Consider the following 14,257-nt stretch of genomic DNA (forward strand, 5'->3'; position numbering starts at 1 on the left):
CTGAATGGCACATAACTTTTCCTTCAACGAGGTACAAATGGCCAAAATCCAGATCATAACCGCGCTTACATGCACCTTGCTAGCCGCTCCTGTGGCTGCACAGGACGCAGCGCCCGCAAAGGCACAGGAGGCAGCAAGCCCCTTTGCCCAGGCCGAGCCTATTGCTGAGAGCAAGCTTGCCAAGATTGCTGGGCGAGAAGATGTCAACCAAGTAACGAATGCGGAACAGAAAAACGCGGTGAACGGCAATGATGTCGGCGACAACTCCGTCACGGGCACGATCAGTGTCAGTGATCAGGCATTCAGCAATACGAACGGCTTTGTCATTCTGAATGCCAACACCGGGAACAACGTCGCGATCAACGCCTCAATCCAGGTCAATGTCGCATTGCCCGCAGTGAGTGCTCCCGGCCAGTAACGGCTGGATTTTGATCCAATGCACCGCGCAATCCGCCCCTTTCGGTCCCTCGCAATAACTGCGATCGCTGGCACATGTTTGTCAGCATGCGCAGCCGTACCGATGGATGATGCGCGGTTTGCCTTGGGAACGCATCAGGGGCTGTTTGCGCTTGATACCGCCCCGCGCACGATGGTGGAGACAAAATACGACACCGTCATCCGGCAGCAATTTGATTTCAGCTGCGGACTGGCTGCGCTCGCGACATTGTTAAGCTACCACTACGATCTTTCCCGCGGTGAGAACGAAGTGTTTCAGGGCATGTGGCGCGATGGCGATCAAGAAGCCATTCAGCGCCTTGGCTTCTCGCTGCTCGATATGAAACGCTATCTCGCCGCTGGGGGGCTCAAAGCCGACGGATACCGCGTTGATCTCGAGCAAATCCGCGCTTCCAAGACACCCGGCATCGCTTTGATTGCCCCCGATGGCTACCGCCATTTTGTCGTCGTCAAAGGGGTCGAGGATGACTTCGTTCTGGTCGGCGATCCGTCACTTGGCCTGCGCCGGATGGATCGCAAATCTTTCGAAGAAACCTGGAACGGCGTCTATTTCGTCGTCACCAATGGACCAAAAATTAACCACACCCCGCTAAACGCAGACGCGCAATGGAACCGCGTCGCCGCATTTGGCGTGGATCATGGCGCCTTCGAGCCGATCAGCCAGCAAGCGCTGGCCTTGACCGCGCCGGGCTATGGAGAGTTTTGATGATGCGACTTGTTCGCCTTTGTCTTGCATGTCTTGCCGTTCTGGCATCCCCTGCGGCTGCGCAATCGCCTTTCGGCGATGCTGTGGCCATGGATGATGCAGAATTGGCCGAGGCGCGCGGCGGCTTCATAATGCCTGGCGGGATCGACCTGGATTTCGCCATTTTTCAGGAAACCAGCGTTGATGGAGAGCTCGTTTTGCGCTCCTCTTACGTGCTGGCAGAAACCGGACCCGTTGTATCCGTAGAGCAAGTGTCAGACACAGGCAGTGTCGATACAGCGCAGGATGCAAAAGGCAGCGTTGTCACAATCGAGATGGAGGGATCGCAGATCTCTCACCTCGCAGGGCGCGTAACCGGAAGCTCCATCGCCAATGTGGCGGACAACCGCACCATCACCACTGTCACGACCGTCGATATTGACCTGTCCCGCACCGCTGTGGGCGAGGTTGGATCGCTGATCCCCACTTTGGGAACACTTGCCCGAGAAACAGCAAGCTTCGGTTTTTAGCGGAGAGCTCTCCCGCTTACCGAAGCCCGATTGGGTGATGATATATGCGCAAGCTTTTGCGTGGTTTGATTTTGGGTCCGGTTTTGGGCTGTGCATCGCTGCTCGCGGCGGCCGCGGCCGCTCAGGACGCTGTCGAGGTGGAAGCGGCGACCAGCGAAACAGCCGCGCAGCCTTCACCGCCTAGCGACACTCAAGACCTCGCCCAACTGCGCCGCGAGGTTGCAGCAGAACGCGCCGCACTGTCGGAGCAGATCGCATCGCTTCAGGCTCAGCAAAAACGGCTAGGCGCGCTAGAGCGCCGTTTGTCGATCGCGCTCGGTGAAGAACCAGTTGCTCCTCAAAACACGCCGCAACCCCGACTGGCACAGCCCTCACCAACACCGCAACAAGCGCCGCAGCAAGCGCCGCAGCAAGCTGCTAATCAATCTTCCCAGCCCCGAGAGGCTGTCGGCGTGGCGCCCGAAGATGATGGCCGCCAGCCAGAGATCGCAAGCCTTGGCCGTCAGGGAAGCGCAATCACTCAAAAGGGGCGTCTAAGCGGCGAGGTTCAGTGGAGCTATGCCCGCGCAGATCGCAATCGCGCTCTATTTCGCGGGGTCGAAGTCGTCGAATCTGTCCTCGTCGGCGTTTTCGATATCAATGAAAGCCGTCAGGATGTCTTCACCAACACAATAGGCCTGCAATATGGCTTGACGAGCGATATCGAGATTGGTGTCGATGTGCCCTTCGTTGCACGCTGGGATACATCCATCCTGACCCCGGTAGCGGCATCAGGCGATGATGCCCGCGAAATCGACAATAGCGCCAATGGTTATGGCCTGGGCGATATCCAATTGTCAGCGCGCAAGCAGCTGCACGCGCCGCGCGGCTTTGGCCCTTATCTGGTCGGCAATGTGCAAGCGACAGTGCCAACGGGAACAGGACCCTTCGAAGTCACTCGCAACGAATTTGGCGAAGCCGCAGAGGCCGCCACCGGGTCTGGCTTTTGGAGCCTGACAGGCGGGCTTACCGCTATCCTGCCCAGCGATCCCGGCGTGCTGTTTGGCAGTATCAGCTACACCAAGAACTTTGCCGGCACTGTGGATGCACAAATTCCCCCGTCACCATCGCGCGCGTGGATCCGGGCGATTCGCTGTCCTTCAGCGGAGGCGTAGGCTTGGCCCTGAACCCGCGGCTATCCGTCAATTTCGGCTATGCGCACACATGGGGTTTTGGAACCGAGACAACCACAATTAATGGCGATGACGAAACAACTTTGGCAACCCAGCGATCACGCGATCTGCAAGTGGGCCGCTTTCTGTTCGGTACAACCTATAAAGTCGATAAACGAACGAGTGTGAATTTCGGCCTTGAAGCCGGCCTAACCGACGATGCGACCGATATGCGAGCAGTCATAAGAATACCATTCGTGTTCTGACAAATGCCCCCAAACGCGGCCCCGAAAACCTGACCCAAATGTTGTTGGAGCCGATTAATCGGCGCAAATGGCAAGAGGGGGACTCTCCTGACGGCTTAAGCTGTTATCCTTTTGCAGCAAATTGGTTCGTCTTTTCCAAAAGGCCCACAGAAAGGCCCACTCACCGTTTGCGAAATTGCAGTTTTAGCGTGTTGGCCAGCTAGGCCCGGCACTTCCTCTTGCGGCCTATTCGATGGCCATTTGAAACAGTTCCCTTTCGCGCGATAGAGCCTAGGTGTTGTTCCGCTTGTGTTGCTTGTCGCCAAACAGTTCTGAGCGATGTTCATCGTCAAATCCGACCATTCCACCCTCGACAATTTCGGGTCTCACATTTGACCGCTCGACATCCAAACCGCGGACAACAGCGGGCCGAGATAGAAGAGCGTAAGCCCAGCGCTTCAGATGCACCCGGCTTTCGAGGGTGGGCTGTTTAACCAGGCCTTCTAGCCACGGAAGGATCGACATATCGGCTATTGTGTAGCGCTCACCCGCAAACCATTCATTCTTGGCCAAGTGCTCGTCCATCACCCTAACCAGCCGGAGCATCTCGTTCGAGTAGCGCTCGATTGCGTATGGATGTTTCTCCTTCGCATAAAAGAAGAAATGCGCAAACTGGCCAAACATAGGCCCGACTCCGGCCATTTGAAACATCAACCATTGATGCGCTATGTGGCGTTCAATTCCACCTTCAGGGAGGAATTTGCCTGTCTTTTCGGCAAGGTACCAGAGGATCGCCCCGGATTCCCAGAGCGTAAGCGAATCGCCACCGGGGCCATCCGGATCCACAATCACTGGAAACTTGTTGTTCGGGCAGAGCGCGAGAAACTCCGGCTGGTGCTGATCACCAGCAAGAATGTCCACGTGCTTGACCGTATAGTCGAGCTCCATTTCCTCCAGAGCAATCGATACCTTGCGTCCGTTGGGTGTGGGCCCGGTGTAAAGAATAATCGATGTCATGATGAAGGGATTTTGCTCACTAAAGAATGCTTAATCGGATTTGTCTTGCATAACTTGCCGCTTTTCCAAAGCAGGCTGATAGCGATTTTCTAGATTTTAAAATCGCTATCATCATGAAGTGATCGAATAGCTCGAAACGACCGGTTCGAATGTGAAACAGAGTAACGCCCACTGCAACCGCCATAAATTTGATCGGATACTAGCTGTCTCCACAAGGGCCCACGCCAAGACGCTGTGTGAGGTTGCAAATCGAAAGATTTCCCAGGCATTGAGACGCTAAGCGGCGCGATCTAACGCGCATAATATTTGTTGATTGGTTAGCTACTAAGCCCTACGAAGGGCCGCTTTTGCACAGCAATCCAAGCAGGACCACCTAAGCACCAAGCGATGATCTTAGACTTAACAAATCGCATTGTGATGTTGAGCGGGGCCTCGTCTGGCATCGGCGCGCATCTCGCCCGCGTCCTTGCCAAAGCGGGGGCCAAGGTAGTTCTCGGTGCTCGCAGAGCTGACAGAACCGAGGCGCTTGCCAGTGAACTGGAGGAGGCTGGCGGCAAGGCGTTGGCGGTCGCTCTCGACGTGACTGACGAGGCATCTGTTGTTGCGGCTTACGACACCGCTGAGGCCGCGTTCGGGCCCGTGAACACGGTTATCGCAAATGCGGGAACAGCTGCGAATGGTCGTTCAACCGATGTGCCTATTGAAGGCATTCGAACGGTTCTCGATACCAATTTTCTGGGCGTCTACTTACTTGCCCGCGAGGGCGCAAAGCGCATGATTGCCGCCAATTCTTCCGATGCGAGCCAGGGGCGGATAGTGCTGATCGGGTCGATTACCGCGCAAATGAATGCACCGGGTGATGCTGCCTACGCCGCGAGTAAAGCAGGCGTGGCGCATCTTGGCCGGCTTTTCGCCCGTGAATGGGTTCGCAAGGGTATCAACGTCAACACCATTCAGCCCGGTTACATCCGAACGGAAATCGTAGGCGACTGGTTCGATACCGAGGGCGGTGAGAGGCAAATTGCCGGTTGGCATCGTGAACGCCTAATGGACATCGATGCGCTCGATGATCTGACGCTGTACCTGTGCTCAGACGCGTCCCGCCACGTCACCGGAGGCACGTTCACCGTGGACGACGGACAATCGCTTTGACAGCGCCTATCCACCTAAAAACTGGTCTAGAAACCGAAGGATACATCACATGGCGAAAGTACTTTTCATCGAAGCCAGCCCGCGCAAAGAGAGCTCGTACTCCAGCCAAATCGCGAATGAATTTCTAGAAAGCTACAAGGCGGCCAATCCAGACGATGAGATAGAACATCTTCCGCTGTTTGAAACCGAGCTCGCCCCGCTTGGAATGCAAGGCGCGAACCAGAAGATGGAAAACCTCATGAAGCTGATGACGACTGGCTCAGGGATCGAGGCGCAAGGCGAATGGGCAGGTGTCATGCAAGAGATTGAGCGGCTGAAATCGGCGGACAAGGTGGTGGTATCCACCGCGATGTGGAACTTCTCAATTCCTTACCGCCTGAAACACTGGATTGACCTTGTCACCCAAGTTGGCGTGACGGTGATGGTCAACAATAAGTTTGAGTATGTCGGCCAAATCACAGACCGGCCTTTGCAGGTCATCATGGCAAGCGGCAGCCCGTATGAAGACCGCTTCCCGCTGGCATCGGACGCGCCCAAGACCGATTTTGCCAGCACATATATCGATCATATTTTCCGTTTCCTCGGCTTTACCGACATCAACCTGATCCGGGTTCAACCAACAGGTATGCCGGGACCAGCTCTCGATGAAGCGTTGGCCAAAGCGAAGGAAGCAGCGAGAGAGGCTGCGAAGGAATTTTGATCGTTTAGTTTTGAAAACGGGCGACGTGGGCGCGAAATGCCGCGCACAACTCGTCCGCATTCTCGTTTGCGCCAAAAATATAGCGGTCGGGCCGAGCGAGAACGACGCTGCCTTCGGTGAATTCGGCTAGCTTCCCATCGGCGTCCTGAAAGTCTTGGCCAATCACGACAACAGATCCGCCAAACTCTTCTTTGAACCAAGAGATAGCCTCGCCCGCAGCCGGGTCGGACAGCAAGAGCACAAACCCGTCCCCGATTACTTCATCGAGCAGTATGCGCTGACCCGAAGCATCGACAACTTCGGGTTGACACAATCGCCTCCCGCATAGGCGGTGTCCTGTTCCAATCAGGCCGCCCCTATAAGCCGGGTAGCGATCATCCGAATTGGCGACCCCGCCAAGCTTTGGGAACATCCTTATGAGCCGGAAACCAAAGTTGCGCTTCACCTGCTCCCATTTGCTGGTCGTGCTCAGCTGCAATCCCGTGCGCGAGGCTCTGTTGATGACCTTCTCGCAATGCGGCCAGCGTTCCTCGTGATAGGTGTCGAGAATGCTGTCAGCGGCTTTGCCGTCAAAGATCAGGTCGAACAGAAAACTGAGATGAGCGGCATCTCGAAGACCCATATTGAGCCCTTGCCCGGCAAAGGGCGAGGTTTGGTGGGCCGCATCGCCAGCGAGCAAAATCCGGTCCTTGCGCCATATATCCGGCATTCCGGCATAGAAATTGTAAGGCGCGCAGCGCTGTATCTCGATGGAGGAGGTGTCGATGTAATTGGAGATGTGCTCACGCGCATCGTCATGGGTGAATTGATTGGCCAGTTCCTCGTCGATCTCAAAATCGAAGCGCAGATGGCCGCGGCACCCTTTGACGAACACCGTTGCCCCGTTTGGACGACACATGAATTCTGAAAAGTCTTCCAGCCCCTCCCAATAGGCGTAGTCGTGAACGACAACGTCAATCACGATCCATTTGCGGCGATAGTTGAAGTCGATCCGCCGCGCACCAATGGACCGGCGGCACAGGCTCGCCCCGCCGTCTGACCCCACGATGTATTTGCCAGTGAATTCGGTCTCTTCGCCGGTTTCTGTGTTTCTTGCGGTCAAGGTCGCACAGGCATCGCCCGATGAGACGCTAAGAACTTCATAGCCAAGGAAGCTGTCGACTTTCACGCCCTTCTCAAAATCGTCGCGAAGCAGGCGCTCCAAGGTGGGTTGGTGGAACATGGTTCCAACGCCTGAGTGGCCAAAGCTTGGCGGGACTTGGCTGTAGTCCATTTCGACCAGGGTTTTGCGCTTGTGATTGACCATGCGAAAGGTCTGAAACGGCTTGGCATCATCAGGGAACATCCGGTCCATAACCCCAATGCGCTGATAGATGCGGCAGCTTTCGGGATCGAACATCATCGCGCGCGGGCAGTGAAACACGTCCTTGTCCCGGTCGAAAATCGCAACCGAGCGCCCGCTTTCGCGCAGGAGGTTCGCAAGGGTCGCACCGACGGGACCGCACCCGACGATTAGAACGTCATATTGCTTGGCAGACATTCGGTCTCCTTAGTGGTCGGTACTTCGCTGAGGTGCTGTCAAACTAACCGCGACCGGCCTATGATAGCTGTTCAACTTTCTGGTTTCTGGCTGCACGGCGTTCAATCGCGGCGCGAATACGCGCTTGCCGCTCGCGGGTGAGCGGCCAAGACCAAAACACCGGCGCGACCAACAAAAAGCCGATGGCTGGCATGAGGCCAAATGTCCAAAGAAGCGCCCACGCTCCCTCTACTTCAGCCCCGTTTGATTGATATCCCATCAACGCAGGCAGATTGGTTGCAACCAACACGCCGATCCCCACCGCACCCTTGTTGACCATGCCCCAAAGTGCGAAATAGACACCGGTTCGTGCCTCTCCGGTTCTTGCGGCATCGATATCAATCACATCTGCGGCGATACCATTGGTTAGCACGGTGAGCGCCCCGACTGATGTTGCTTTCAATACTGCAAGAATGAAGAAAATGCCGAGCGAATTGCCACCGAAAAAGGGAATAAGCAGGCTGATACTGCCACCCCACACTACCGCTATTGCAAGCACTTGATGCTTGGAAAAACGGCGGGAAAAATAGAGCCAGACCGGGATAGATGCCACCATTGCGATAAGTTCGCAGAGCAACAAGACCGGGAAGATTTCTGTATTCAAGAGAACTTGTTCCAGCACGAGTGCCTTGAGCGCGTTTGCTCCAAATTCCGTGGCGAGCAGGATGAACGACACGAGAAGAAGACTCCTAAATGCACCATTCTTCCAAATAAGCTGCATCTTGGCGAAGGGAGAACGCTCGTGTGTTGGCAGATCGACCACTTCGGGTTCGCGCAGCAGGCTAAGCGTGATCGAGAACAATATCGGTGTCGCAATGACGGCGATGGCTGCCATGATGAACAATTGATCGCTCAATCCTCCGCCCAAAGATAAGGAAACATAGGCAGCAGCCAACAAGCCCAGCATGGTACCAGCAAGCCCAAGCCCCTCTCGCCAACCGGCAAGCTCTGCGCGTTCGTCATAATAGGGTGAGAGTTCAGCGCCGAAAGCCTTGAACGGCAAATCAACCAATGTGAAACCAAAGTAGAGCAGTGCCGCCCAGATAAAGACATATGATAGACTGACTTCTCCGGGCGGAACAAACAGCATCCATGCAGCCAGACAAAGCAATGGAAGTCCGAGAATTATTATCGGTTTGCGCCGCCCAATCGGCGTTTTCAAATGGTCGGAGACCCAACCAACCAAGGGGTCGGTGATGGCGTCAGAAACGCGGGTCAGCGCAATCATCAGTCCGACTGCAGCGAGGCTAAGCCCGTGGTCAGATGCATAGAAGGCGGGAATGAACGCAACGACCGGAAGTGTCGCTATCGAGTATCCAATATAGGGCAGACCATAAACGGAGCGCTGCCATCGTCGTAAAGCCGTTTCATGAGCCAATGATCCGTTCCCGCTAAGTTGCTTGCAAATTATACCGGTAGCTCATTTCAGCCTTGCTGAGCCACCTTGCGGCGACACCGCAGCCACCGGAACGCGAGAAAAAGGATGATGCCAAAGACACCAAGAATACCTACGAACAGGATGATACGACCGGTGGGATTGGCCAGCGTGTTAACAAAACTGAACTTCGCCTCGCACCACCAATTGCATTCACCTTCGTACCAGATACCCGATCGTAGGCTGCGGCGCGGATGGGGCGGAATAACGCCGTTTTCTTGCGCAAACTCATCATAGGCCGCAACCAGTTCAGAGACTACTTCTGGATGCGCCTCGGCAAGGTTCTTCATGGCGCTGGGATCGGCCACGATATCGAACAATTCCCATTCACCGCTTCCGAGGGTGGACTCTGCCAGACCGCTTTCCAGCGCCCCTTTCTCGCCATCCGGTTTCCAAACAGCTCGTTGAAGAAGACGCGCGTTTCATCGAAGCTCGCCTCTTCGAAAATCGGCAGAATTGATGTTCCTTGCGGTTGAAGTTTGCCTTCATACAGCGGGGCGTCAGCGGAATTGATACCGGCCAGCTCATAAACTGTGGGCACCAGATCGGTGACATGCGCAGGCATGGTCCGCGTTGCGCCGCTTTCCATTCCCGGTCCGGCAACAATCAACGGAGAGCGCACTCCGCCTTCCGCAACGGTGCCTTTGAACCGGCTGAACGGTGTGTTGCTCGCATGCGCCCAATCGCGTCCCATCGACGTGAAGGACCCCATCTGCCCCATTTCATCGCGGCCGAGATCGAAATTCTCATGCAGCCATTCGCGGGTGTTGCCGCGATAGGCGAGCGGTGTAGTCACCGCTGCGCCATTGTCCGACATGAACATGATGTAGGTATTGGATAGCTGCCCGTTCTCTTCGAGACGCGAAATGACCCGGCCCAGTTCGGAATCGAGCAGTTCGACCATAGCGGCGTAGATTTCCATGCGCTTGGCATGGGTGCGCCGCTCCTCATCGCTTCTCTCATCCCACGGTGCTTGGTGAGAATCGAGCCATGCAGGAAAGTTGAGCGCCTCCGCCATTTCAGCATCAGCACCGAGGTGCCCCAATTCGATCAGGCGCTGGCGTCGTTCTTCACGCGATGCCTCGGGGCCATCGTCAAACACGCCTGCATAGCGATCCAGCCATTCGTCGGGCACTTGCAAGGGATCATGCGGCGCGGTGTAGGTGAGATAGGCAAAGAACGGCTGATCGCCCGCTTCGTCGATATATTCGATGATCTTATCTGTGTAGCCAATGGTCGAATACCAATCACTCGCCAGCTTTGTTGGCTTTCCGTTTTCGAGGTAGGTGACGGTTTCCGACGGTGTGATCATCATCGCATCGGCGAAATGGCTTGCCCCGCCTTCGACAAGGCCGAAACTGCGTGCAAACCCGCGACGATGCGGACGTTGGTTCTCATCAATGGCAAGATGCCACTTGCCGCTCATCATCGTGCTGTAGCCATGGGCATGGAGCATCTCTGCGACGGTCACGACGCCATCATGCAGCTGAGCACCATAGGCGAGCTGGCCGATCTGATTTTCGGCTTGGAGATTGTGCATCGTGCCGACGCCAGCCGCGTGATTGCTCACCCCTGTCATCAGCATCGCGCGGGTCGGAGAACAGGTTGGCGCGACATAGAAATGAGACATGAAGATGCCGCGCTGCGCCAGACTGTCCAGCGTTGGTGTTCTGATCCGGCTGCCCAGAAAACCGGGATCGGACCAGCCCAGATCGTCGGCTACAACGATCAGGAAATTGGGTTTTTCTTGCGCTATCGCCGTACTGGAAAGCCCCAGAATGGCTGCGAAAGAAATCAGCAGTCGAATCCAGATCTGTGTCATTCCATTCCCCTCCCAAGGAAATCAGCGCTTCTTTCCGCCTCCAAACCACATCCGGCGCAGCACGCCGTCCTTCTGGACGAATTGATGCAAGAATGCGGCAGTGATGTGGACGGCCAAGAGCGCGATCAGCAACCAAGTGCCGACCTCATGCAAGAAGCGCCGCCCGTCAAAGTCGCTGCCCCCCAGAAAGCCAAACACTTTCCGCACATCGAAAGCCCCATATGGGAGCACAGCATATTCATGCGCAGCCGCCGTGTAGATGCCTGTCGCCGGCACATAGATCATCAGAGCGTAAAGCAGCAGGTGCGAGAGCTTTGAGAGCATCGCCTGCATCGGCGCCACCGTCTCTGGTAGCACTGGTGGCGGATTTCCAAGCCGCCACAAGATGCGCAAGACCAGCAAGGTTATGACCGTAAAGCCCAGCGTCGAATGCCCCCTTAAAGAAAAAGCCATATCGTCCGGATTTGTGATGTCTTCAAAGCCCTGTCCAAACACCAGCATCATGATGATCAGCAGCGCGATCGCCCAATGCAGGAATTTGGCGACGCCAGTATAGTGGACTGGAGTTGTTGTGTTCACGATGTTTGCCTCAAACTGTGAAACGCCACTAGCCCGCGTGCTTCGCTGCGCGGTCTTCCTCGCTCATCATGGAAGGGGGCCGCTTTTCCATTGGCATCATAGCGAATTGCTCATCAGGCATCGCGAACAACCCTTGGAGGAGCTGTGCGGGGCGGTCCGGATTATAACTATCGGGATTGTAACCGGGGTTAGGGATTTTTCCGCCTTGGCCTTCAAACTCAATCGGGTTTGTAAACTTCGCCAATTCCTCATCGCTGATCCCGGCGAGTTTTTGCACTTCAGGATCAATCCAGTCCTTTGGTCCAATCGGATAATCAGCATTGCCGAATGTCGCGACCTCAAGGCAGGTGTCTTCTGGTCCTTGAAAATAGATGCTGTGACACATGCCGTGGTCCATCGGACCCATCACATTGTACCCACGCGAACGAATGCGGTCGCGCATGTTCAGGAGGTCATCAAGGGTGTCGACGTTGAACGCGAGGTGCTGCATCGTGCCTGGCGCAGAAGGACCGCCTGTGTGGCCCGGATTGGTCCGGCCATACTCGACCTTCGCGTCCTTGTTTGCAGGGTTGAAAACGAAGGCAACCTGGCTGCTATCATTCATTTCAAGGAAGCCGTGCCAGCATCCCTCTACTCCGTGCATCCAGTAAAGCGCCACAAGCCTAAAGCCCAGCACATCGGTGTAGAACTCGATCTGCTCTTTCATATTGTTGGTCGAAATCGCCAGATGGTTGAGACCATTGGCCTTGATGTTCTTGCTCATTTGCGCGTCTCCATAGATATTTCTTGCATGCGTTCAGCGTAGATCCTGGCGTTCCAACCAGTTCATCACGAGGCTCGCGGCCTCTTTCGCTTTGTCGGGTTGCATGGCGTAGTAATGGGTTGCACCCTTGATCTGGTGCAGTTCCTTATTGTCGTGGCCCACTCCGTCAAAGATCGCTTGGGTGTGGCTGGGAGTGCAGGCATCGTCGGCCGTGTTGCCGACCACCAGAACGGGCTTTGTCACATGGGCAAGGCTCGCCGGGCCATGAGCGTGCGCATCATCATAGCTCCATTGCGATAGCCAGCTGCGAAGGGTGCTGAAGCGCGCCAGCCCAACCGGGCCATTGTTGACGACTTTCGGATCGCCGAGATAGCACCAGCCGGGCTTGCGATCATTGGGATCGACAGCCGGGTCGAGCCAGCGCGGGTCGGCCATCGTGCCATGGGTGGTGAAAGCAAATTCCTCATTCTCGCGGCCCTTATCAGCCAATTCCTGGAGCTTGTATTTTACCCAAGCGGTGATTTTGCGATTGCGGGCGATCTGCGCAGCGCGGTAGCGTTCGAGAAACTCGGCCGAGTAAGGCGGCTTCACTTCCTCGCCATAAAGATCAAGCGACGGATCGCGCTTGTCGGGATCGGCTTCATCTATGATCGATGCGTCCATCCATTGCGTGAGCGTGTGATGACGCGAGACGTGCGCGGCCATCTGGATCACCCCATCGGCGGGAACGAGGCCGGCTTCGGTCAGGTCAACGCCGCCGCCACAAGGGCTCGAGGTGACGGTAGGGTTTTCAGCCTGAGATTGATAATACGCCGAGAGCGATCCACCGCCGCTCCATCCCAGTAGAACCACTTTCTTGTAACCCAGAACCTCCTTGGCATGCTTGACCGCAGAGCCAAGATCGACCGCGCATTTTTCCATATTGAGCGCATAATCCGCGCCGCGATAACGCCCGTCGCATGCCAGCACGTGCACGCCCTGCTGCACAAATTCGTTCATGATCGGCAGCCACCCGGTGCCGCCAATGGGGTGCATCGTTATCAAGCAAGTGTCAGACGGCACTTCTGAACGGATAAGCGTACAGAACACCACGACAACACCCTCAGAACCGCCATAGGTGGCCTTGAATTTTTCTTGCTCCATCGAGATAAGCGGAAATGGGGTTCGGGTGATTTCATGAGCTGACATTGCGGCACTCCCTTGCTGCGTTCGATTGTGGAACCGCGTGCCGAGAGCAGGTCTTTGCCAGTTCGACTTCAGAACGGTCGAGGGGTAACACTTGTTTGTCCGTTGATCAATAACTTGAAGATGCTGTTGGTCTGCTGGTGTCGAAGGCATCCCCGCTAGTGCGTCACGTGAGTAACGCGGCTCGCGCCTTCCGGCCGGAATATGTTCGATAGCTCAGTGCTCTCAATCCAATCTCTCGATATAGGCCGCGTTGACACTTGCCTTCAGAAGTCCCTATTCGAACGCCAGATTATTCGTCTAATTGGTTGGCGAGATCACAAGCAATATGAGACCAATTCATGGCTGAGGTAAAACGCCGAACTCAAGCTGAGCGACGCGAAAAAGCAGAGACCCAAATGCTCGATCAGGCGGTGAAGCTTGTGGGCAAACTCGGCTATGACGGCTTTACACTCGCTGACGTCGCCGAAAGCGCTGGTTACAGCAGAGGTCTTCCGGCCCACTATTTTGGCAGTAAAGAAGATCTTCTCGCCCGCGTCGCAGAACATGTGGTTGGCGCGTATAATGAACGCGCCGCAGATATTTCCTCGACCGAACGCGGGCTGCCGACATTGATCGCGCTGGTGCGCAGCTATGTTGCGGGCCATGGGGTCGAAATTCGAACCCTTCAGATTTTGATTGCGCAGGCGCTTGTCAGCCCGAGATTGAGTAAGACCATCGCTAAGCTCAATTCCGAGGGAAAGAAGGGCATCGAAGCAGAGATCAGGACGGGGATCGAATTGGGCAACATCCGCAAAGATATTGATCCTGCTGCGCATGCTCCAGTGATCTATTCATTCCTGCGCGGGCAGATGGCATTTGCGGCGCTTGATAAGTCATTCGATCAGAATGCGGCGGGGGAAGAGTTCATTGCCACCATGTGCGCCAGGTTGGCTCCGTAAGCCAACCATCTAAAAAC

16 protein-coding genes are annotated in these 14,257 nt (G+C 55.7%); 8 read left to right on the forward strand and 8 right to left on the reverse strand.

The features are described 5' to 3' along the window. Nucleotides 1-91 precede the first annotated feature (91 nt). The 5 genes from AC0V6L_RS03720 to AC0V6L_RS03740 all read left to right on the forward strand — a co-directional run bounded on the left by AC0V6L_RS03720 (nucleotide 92) and on the right by AC0V6L_RS03740 (nucleotide 3,088). Nucleotides 92-418, forward strand: coding sequence for a hypothetical protein (locus AC0V6L_RS03720; protein ID WP_486153061.1), 327 nt, complete (start codon nucleotides 92-94; stop codon nucleotides 416-418). Nucleotides 419-496: 78 nt separating this feature from the next. Beyond that, nucleotides 497-1,162 carry a C39 family peptidase gene (locus AC0V6L_RS03725; protein WP_486153062.1) on the forward strand — a complete coding sequence of 222 codons (666 nt, stop codon included), beginning with the start codon at nucleotides 497-499 and terminating at the stop codon, nucleotides 1,160-1,162. Beyond that, on the forward strand, nucleotides 1,162-1,671 hold the full coding sequence (locus AC0V6L_RS03730) for a hypothetical protein (RefSeq protein ID WP_486153063.1): 510 nt from the start codon (nucleotides 1,162-1,164) through the stop codon (nucleotides 1,669-1,671). Before AC0V6L_RS03725 ends, AC0V6L_RS03730 begins: the two co-directional genes overlap by 1 nt. A gap of 44 nt (nucleotides 1,672-1,715) precedes the next feature. Next, nucleotides 1,716-2,825: a transporter family protein gene (locus AC0V6L_RS03735; RefSeq protein ID WP_486153064.1), complete on the forward strand. Its 1,110-nt coding sequence runs from the start codon at nucleotides 1,716-1,718 to the stop codon at nucleotides 2,823-2,825. Nucleotides 2,826-2,827: 2 nt separating this feature from the next. After that, entirely contained in the window at nucleotides 2,828-3,088 is a 261-nt protein-coding gene (locus AC0V6L_RS03740; RefSeq protein WP_486153065.1) for a hypothetical protein, read from the forward strand. Nucleotides 3,089-3,358: 270 nt separating this feature from the next. Here AC0V6L_RS03740 and AC0V6L_RS03745 read toward each other — a convergent pair whose 3' ends face one another. Then, nucleotides 3,359-4,084 carry a glutathione S-transferase family protein gene (locus AC0V6L_RS03745; RefSeq protein WP_486153066.1) on the reverse strand — a complete coding sequence of 242 codons (726 nt, stop codon included), beginning with the start codon at nucleotides 4,082-4,084 and terminating at the stop codon, nucleotides 3,359-3,361. 387 nt (nucleotides 4,085-4,471) lie between these two features. On the opposite strand from AC0V6L_RS03745, the gene AC0V6L_RS03750 reads away from it, so the two are divergent. Both AC0V6L_RS03750 and AC0V6L_RS03755 read left to right on the forward strand, forming a co-directional pair. After that, on the forward strand, nucleotides 4,472-5,236 hold the full coding sequence (locus tag AC0V6L_RS03750) for an SDR family NAD(P)-dependent oxidoreductase (RefSeq protein ID WP_486153067.1): 765 nt from the start codon (nucleotides 4,472-4,474) through the stop codon (nucleotides 5,234-5,236). Between the two features lie 49 nt (nucleotides 5,237-5,285). Then, nucleotides 5,286-5,936: an FMN-dependent NADH-azoreductase gene (locus AC0V6L_RS03755; protein WP_486153068.1), complete on the forward strand. Its 651-nt coding sequence runs from the start codon at nucleotides 5,286-5,288 to the stop codon at nucleotides 5,934-5,936. Nucleotides 5,937-5,940: 4 nt separating this feature from the next. On the opposite strand, the gene AC0V6L_RS03760 is transcribed toward AC0V6L_RS03755, so the two are convergent. The 7 genes from AC0V6L_RS03760 to AC0V6L_RS03790 are packed head-to-tail and all read right to left on the reverse strand — an operon-like array spanning nucleotide 5,941 to nucleotide 13,302. Continuing rightward, entirely contained in the window at nucleotides 5,941-7,476 is a 1,536-nt protein-coding gene (locus AC0V6L_RS03760) for an FAD-dependent monooxygenase (RefSeq protein WP_486153069.1), read from the reverse strand. Nucleotides 7,477-7,534: 58 nt separating this feature from the next. After that, the gene (locus AC0V6L_RS03765) at nucleotides 7,535-8,893 is read right to left on the reverse strand and encodes an MFS transporter (protein ID WP_486153070.1); all 1,359 of its coding nucleotides are present in this window, start codon (nucleotides 8,891-8,893) and stop codon (nucleotides 7,535-7,537) included. Nucleotides 8,894-8,940: 47 nt separating this feature from the next. Beyond that, the gene (locus AC0V6L_RS03770) at nucleotides 8,941-9,258 is read right to left on the reverse strand and encodes a hypothetical protein (protein ID WP_486153071.1); all 318 of its coding nucleotides are present in this window, start codon (nucleotides 9,256-9,258) and stop codon (nucleotides 8,941-8,943) included. Then, nucleotides 9,237-10,772, reverse strand: a complete 1,536-nt coding sequence (locus AC0V6L_RS03775) for an arylsulfatase (RefSeq protein ID WP_486153072.1) — start codon at nucleotides 10,770-10,772, stop codon at nucleotides 9,237-9,239. The genes AC0V6L_RS03770 and AC0V6L_RS03775 overlap by 22 nt, the downstream gene beginning before the upstream one ends. 21 nt (nucleotides 10,773-10,793) lie before the next feature. Beyond that, nucleotides 10,794-11,351 carry a cytochrome b gene (locus AC0V6L_RS03780; protein WP_486153073.1) on the reverse strand — a complete coding sequence of 186 codons (558 nt, stop codon included), beginning with the start codon at nucleotides 11,349-11,351 and terminating at the stop codon, nucleotides 10,794-10,796. Nucleotides 11,352-11,379: 28 nt separating this feature from the next. Then, nucleotides 11,380-12,114, reverse strand: coding sequence for a VOC family protein (locus AC0V6L_RS03785; protein ID WP_486153074.1), 735 nt, complete (start codon nucleotides 12,112-12,114; stop codon nucleotides 11,380-11,382). A gap of 33 nt (nucleotides 12,115-12,147) precedes the next feature. After that, a complete protein-coding gene (locus AC0V6L_RS03790; protein ID WP_486153075.1) occupies nucleotides 12,148-13,302 on the reverse strand; it encodes an alpha/beta hydrolase in 1,155 nt (384 codons plus the stop codon). Between the two features lie 338 nt (nucleotides 13,303-13,640). Between AC0V6L_RS03790 and AC0V6L_RS03795 the strand changes: the two genes are divergently transcribed. Next, the gene (locus AC0V6L_RS03795) at nucleotides 13,641-14,240 is read left to right on the forward strand and encodes a TetR/AcrR family transcriptional regulator (protein WP_486153076.1); all 600 of its coding nucleotides are present in this window, start codon (nucleotides 13,641-13,643) and stop codon (nucleotides 14,238-14,240) included. The last annotated feature ends 17 nt before the right edge of the window (nucleotides 14,241-14,257 follow it).

It is taken from the genome of Erythrobacter sp. JB1-15, from assembly GCF_057365035.1.

Excerpts from the sequence above, each read along its gene's own strand:
- AC0V6L_RS03735 (WP_486153064.1), top strand. The coding sequence starts at position 1,716 with ATGCGCAAGCTTTTGCGTGGTTTGATTTTGGGTCCGGTTTTGGGCTGT.
- AC0V6L_RS03760 (WP_486153069.1), bottom strand. The coding sequence starts at position 7,476 with ATGTCTGCCAAGCAATATGACGTTCTAATCGTCGGGTGCGGTCCCGTC.
- AC0V6L_RS03795 (WP_486153076.1), top strand. The coding sequence starts at position 13,641 with ATGGCTGAGGTAAAACGCCGAACTCAAGCTGAGCGACGCGAAAAAGCA.
- AC0V6L_RS03785 (WP_486153074.1), bottom strand. The coding sequence starts at position 12,114 with ATGAGCAAGAACATCAAGGCCAATGGTCTCAACCATCTGGCGATTTCG.
- AC0V6L_RS03775 (WP_486153072.1), bottom strand. The coding sequence starts at position 10,772 with ATGACACAGATCTGGATTCGACTGCTGATTTCTTTCGCAGCCATTCTG.
- AC0V6L_RS03745 (WP_486153066.1), bottom strand. The coding sequence starts at position 4,084 with ATGACATCGATTATTCTTTACACCGGGCCCACACCCAACGGACGCAAG.
- AC0V6L_RS03755 (WP_486153068.1), top strand. The coding sequence starts at position 5,286 with ATGGCGAAAGTACTTTTCATCGAAGCCAGCCCGCGCAAAGAGAGCTCG.
- AC0V6L_RS03730 (WP_486153063.1), top strand. The coding sequence starts at position 1,162 with ATGATGCGACTTGTTCGCCTTTGTCTTGCATGTCTTGCCGTTCTGGCA.
- AC0V6L_RS03750 (WP_486153067.1), top strand. The coding sequence starts at position 4,472 with ATGATCTTAGACTTAACAAATCGCATTGTGATGTTGAGCGGGGCCTCG.
- AC0V6L_RS03790 (WP_486153075.1), bottom strand. The coding sequence starts at position 13,302 with ATGTCAGCTCATGAAATCACCCGAACCCCATTTCCGCTTATCTCGATG.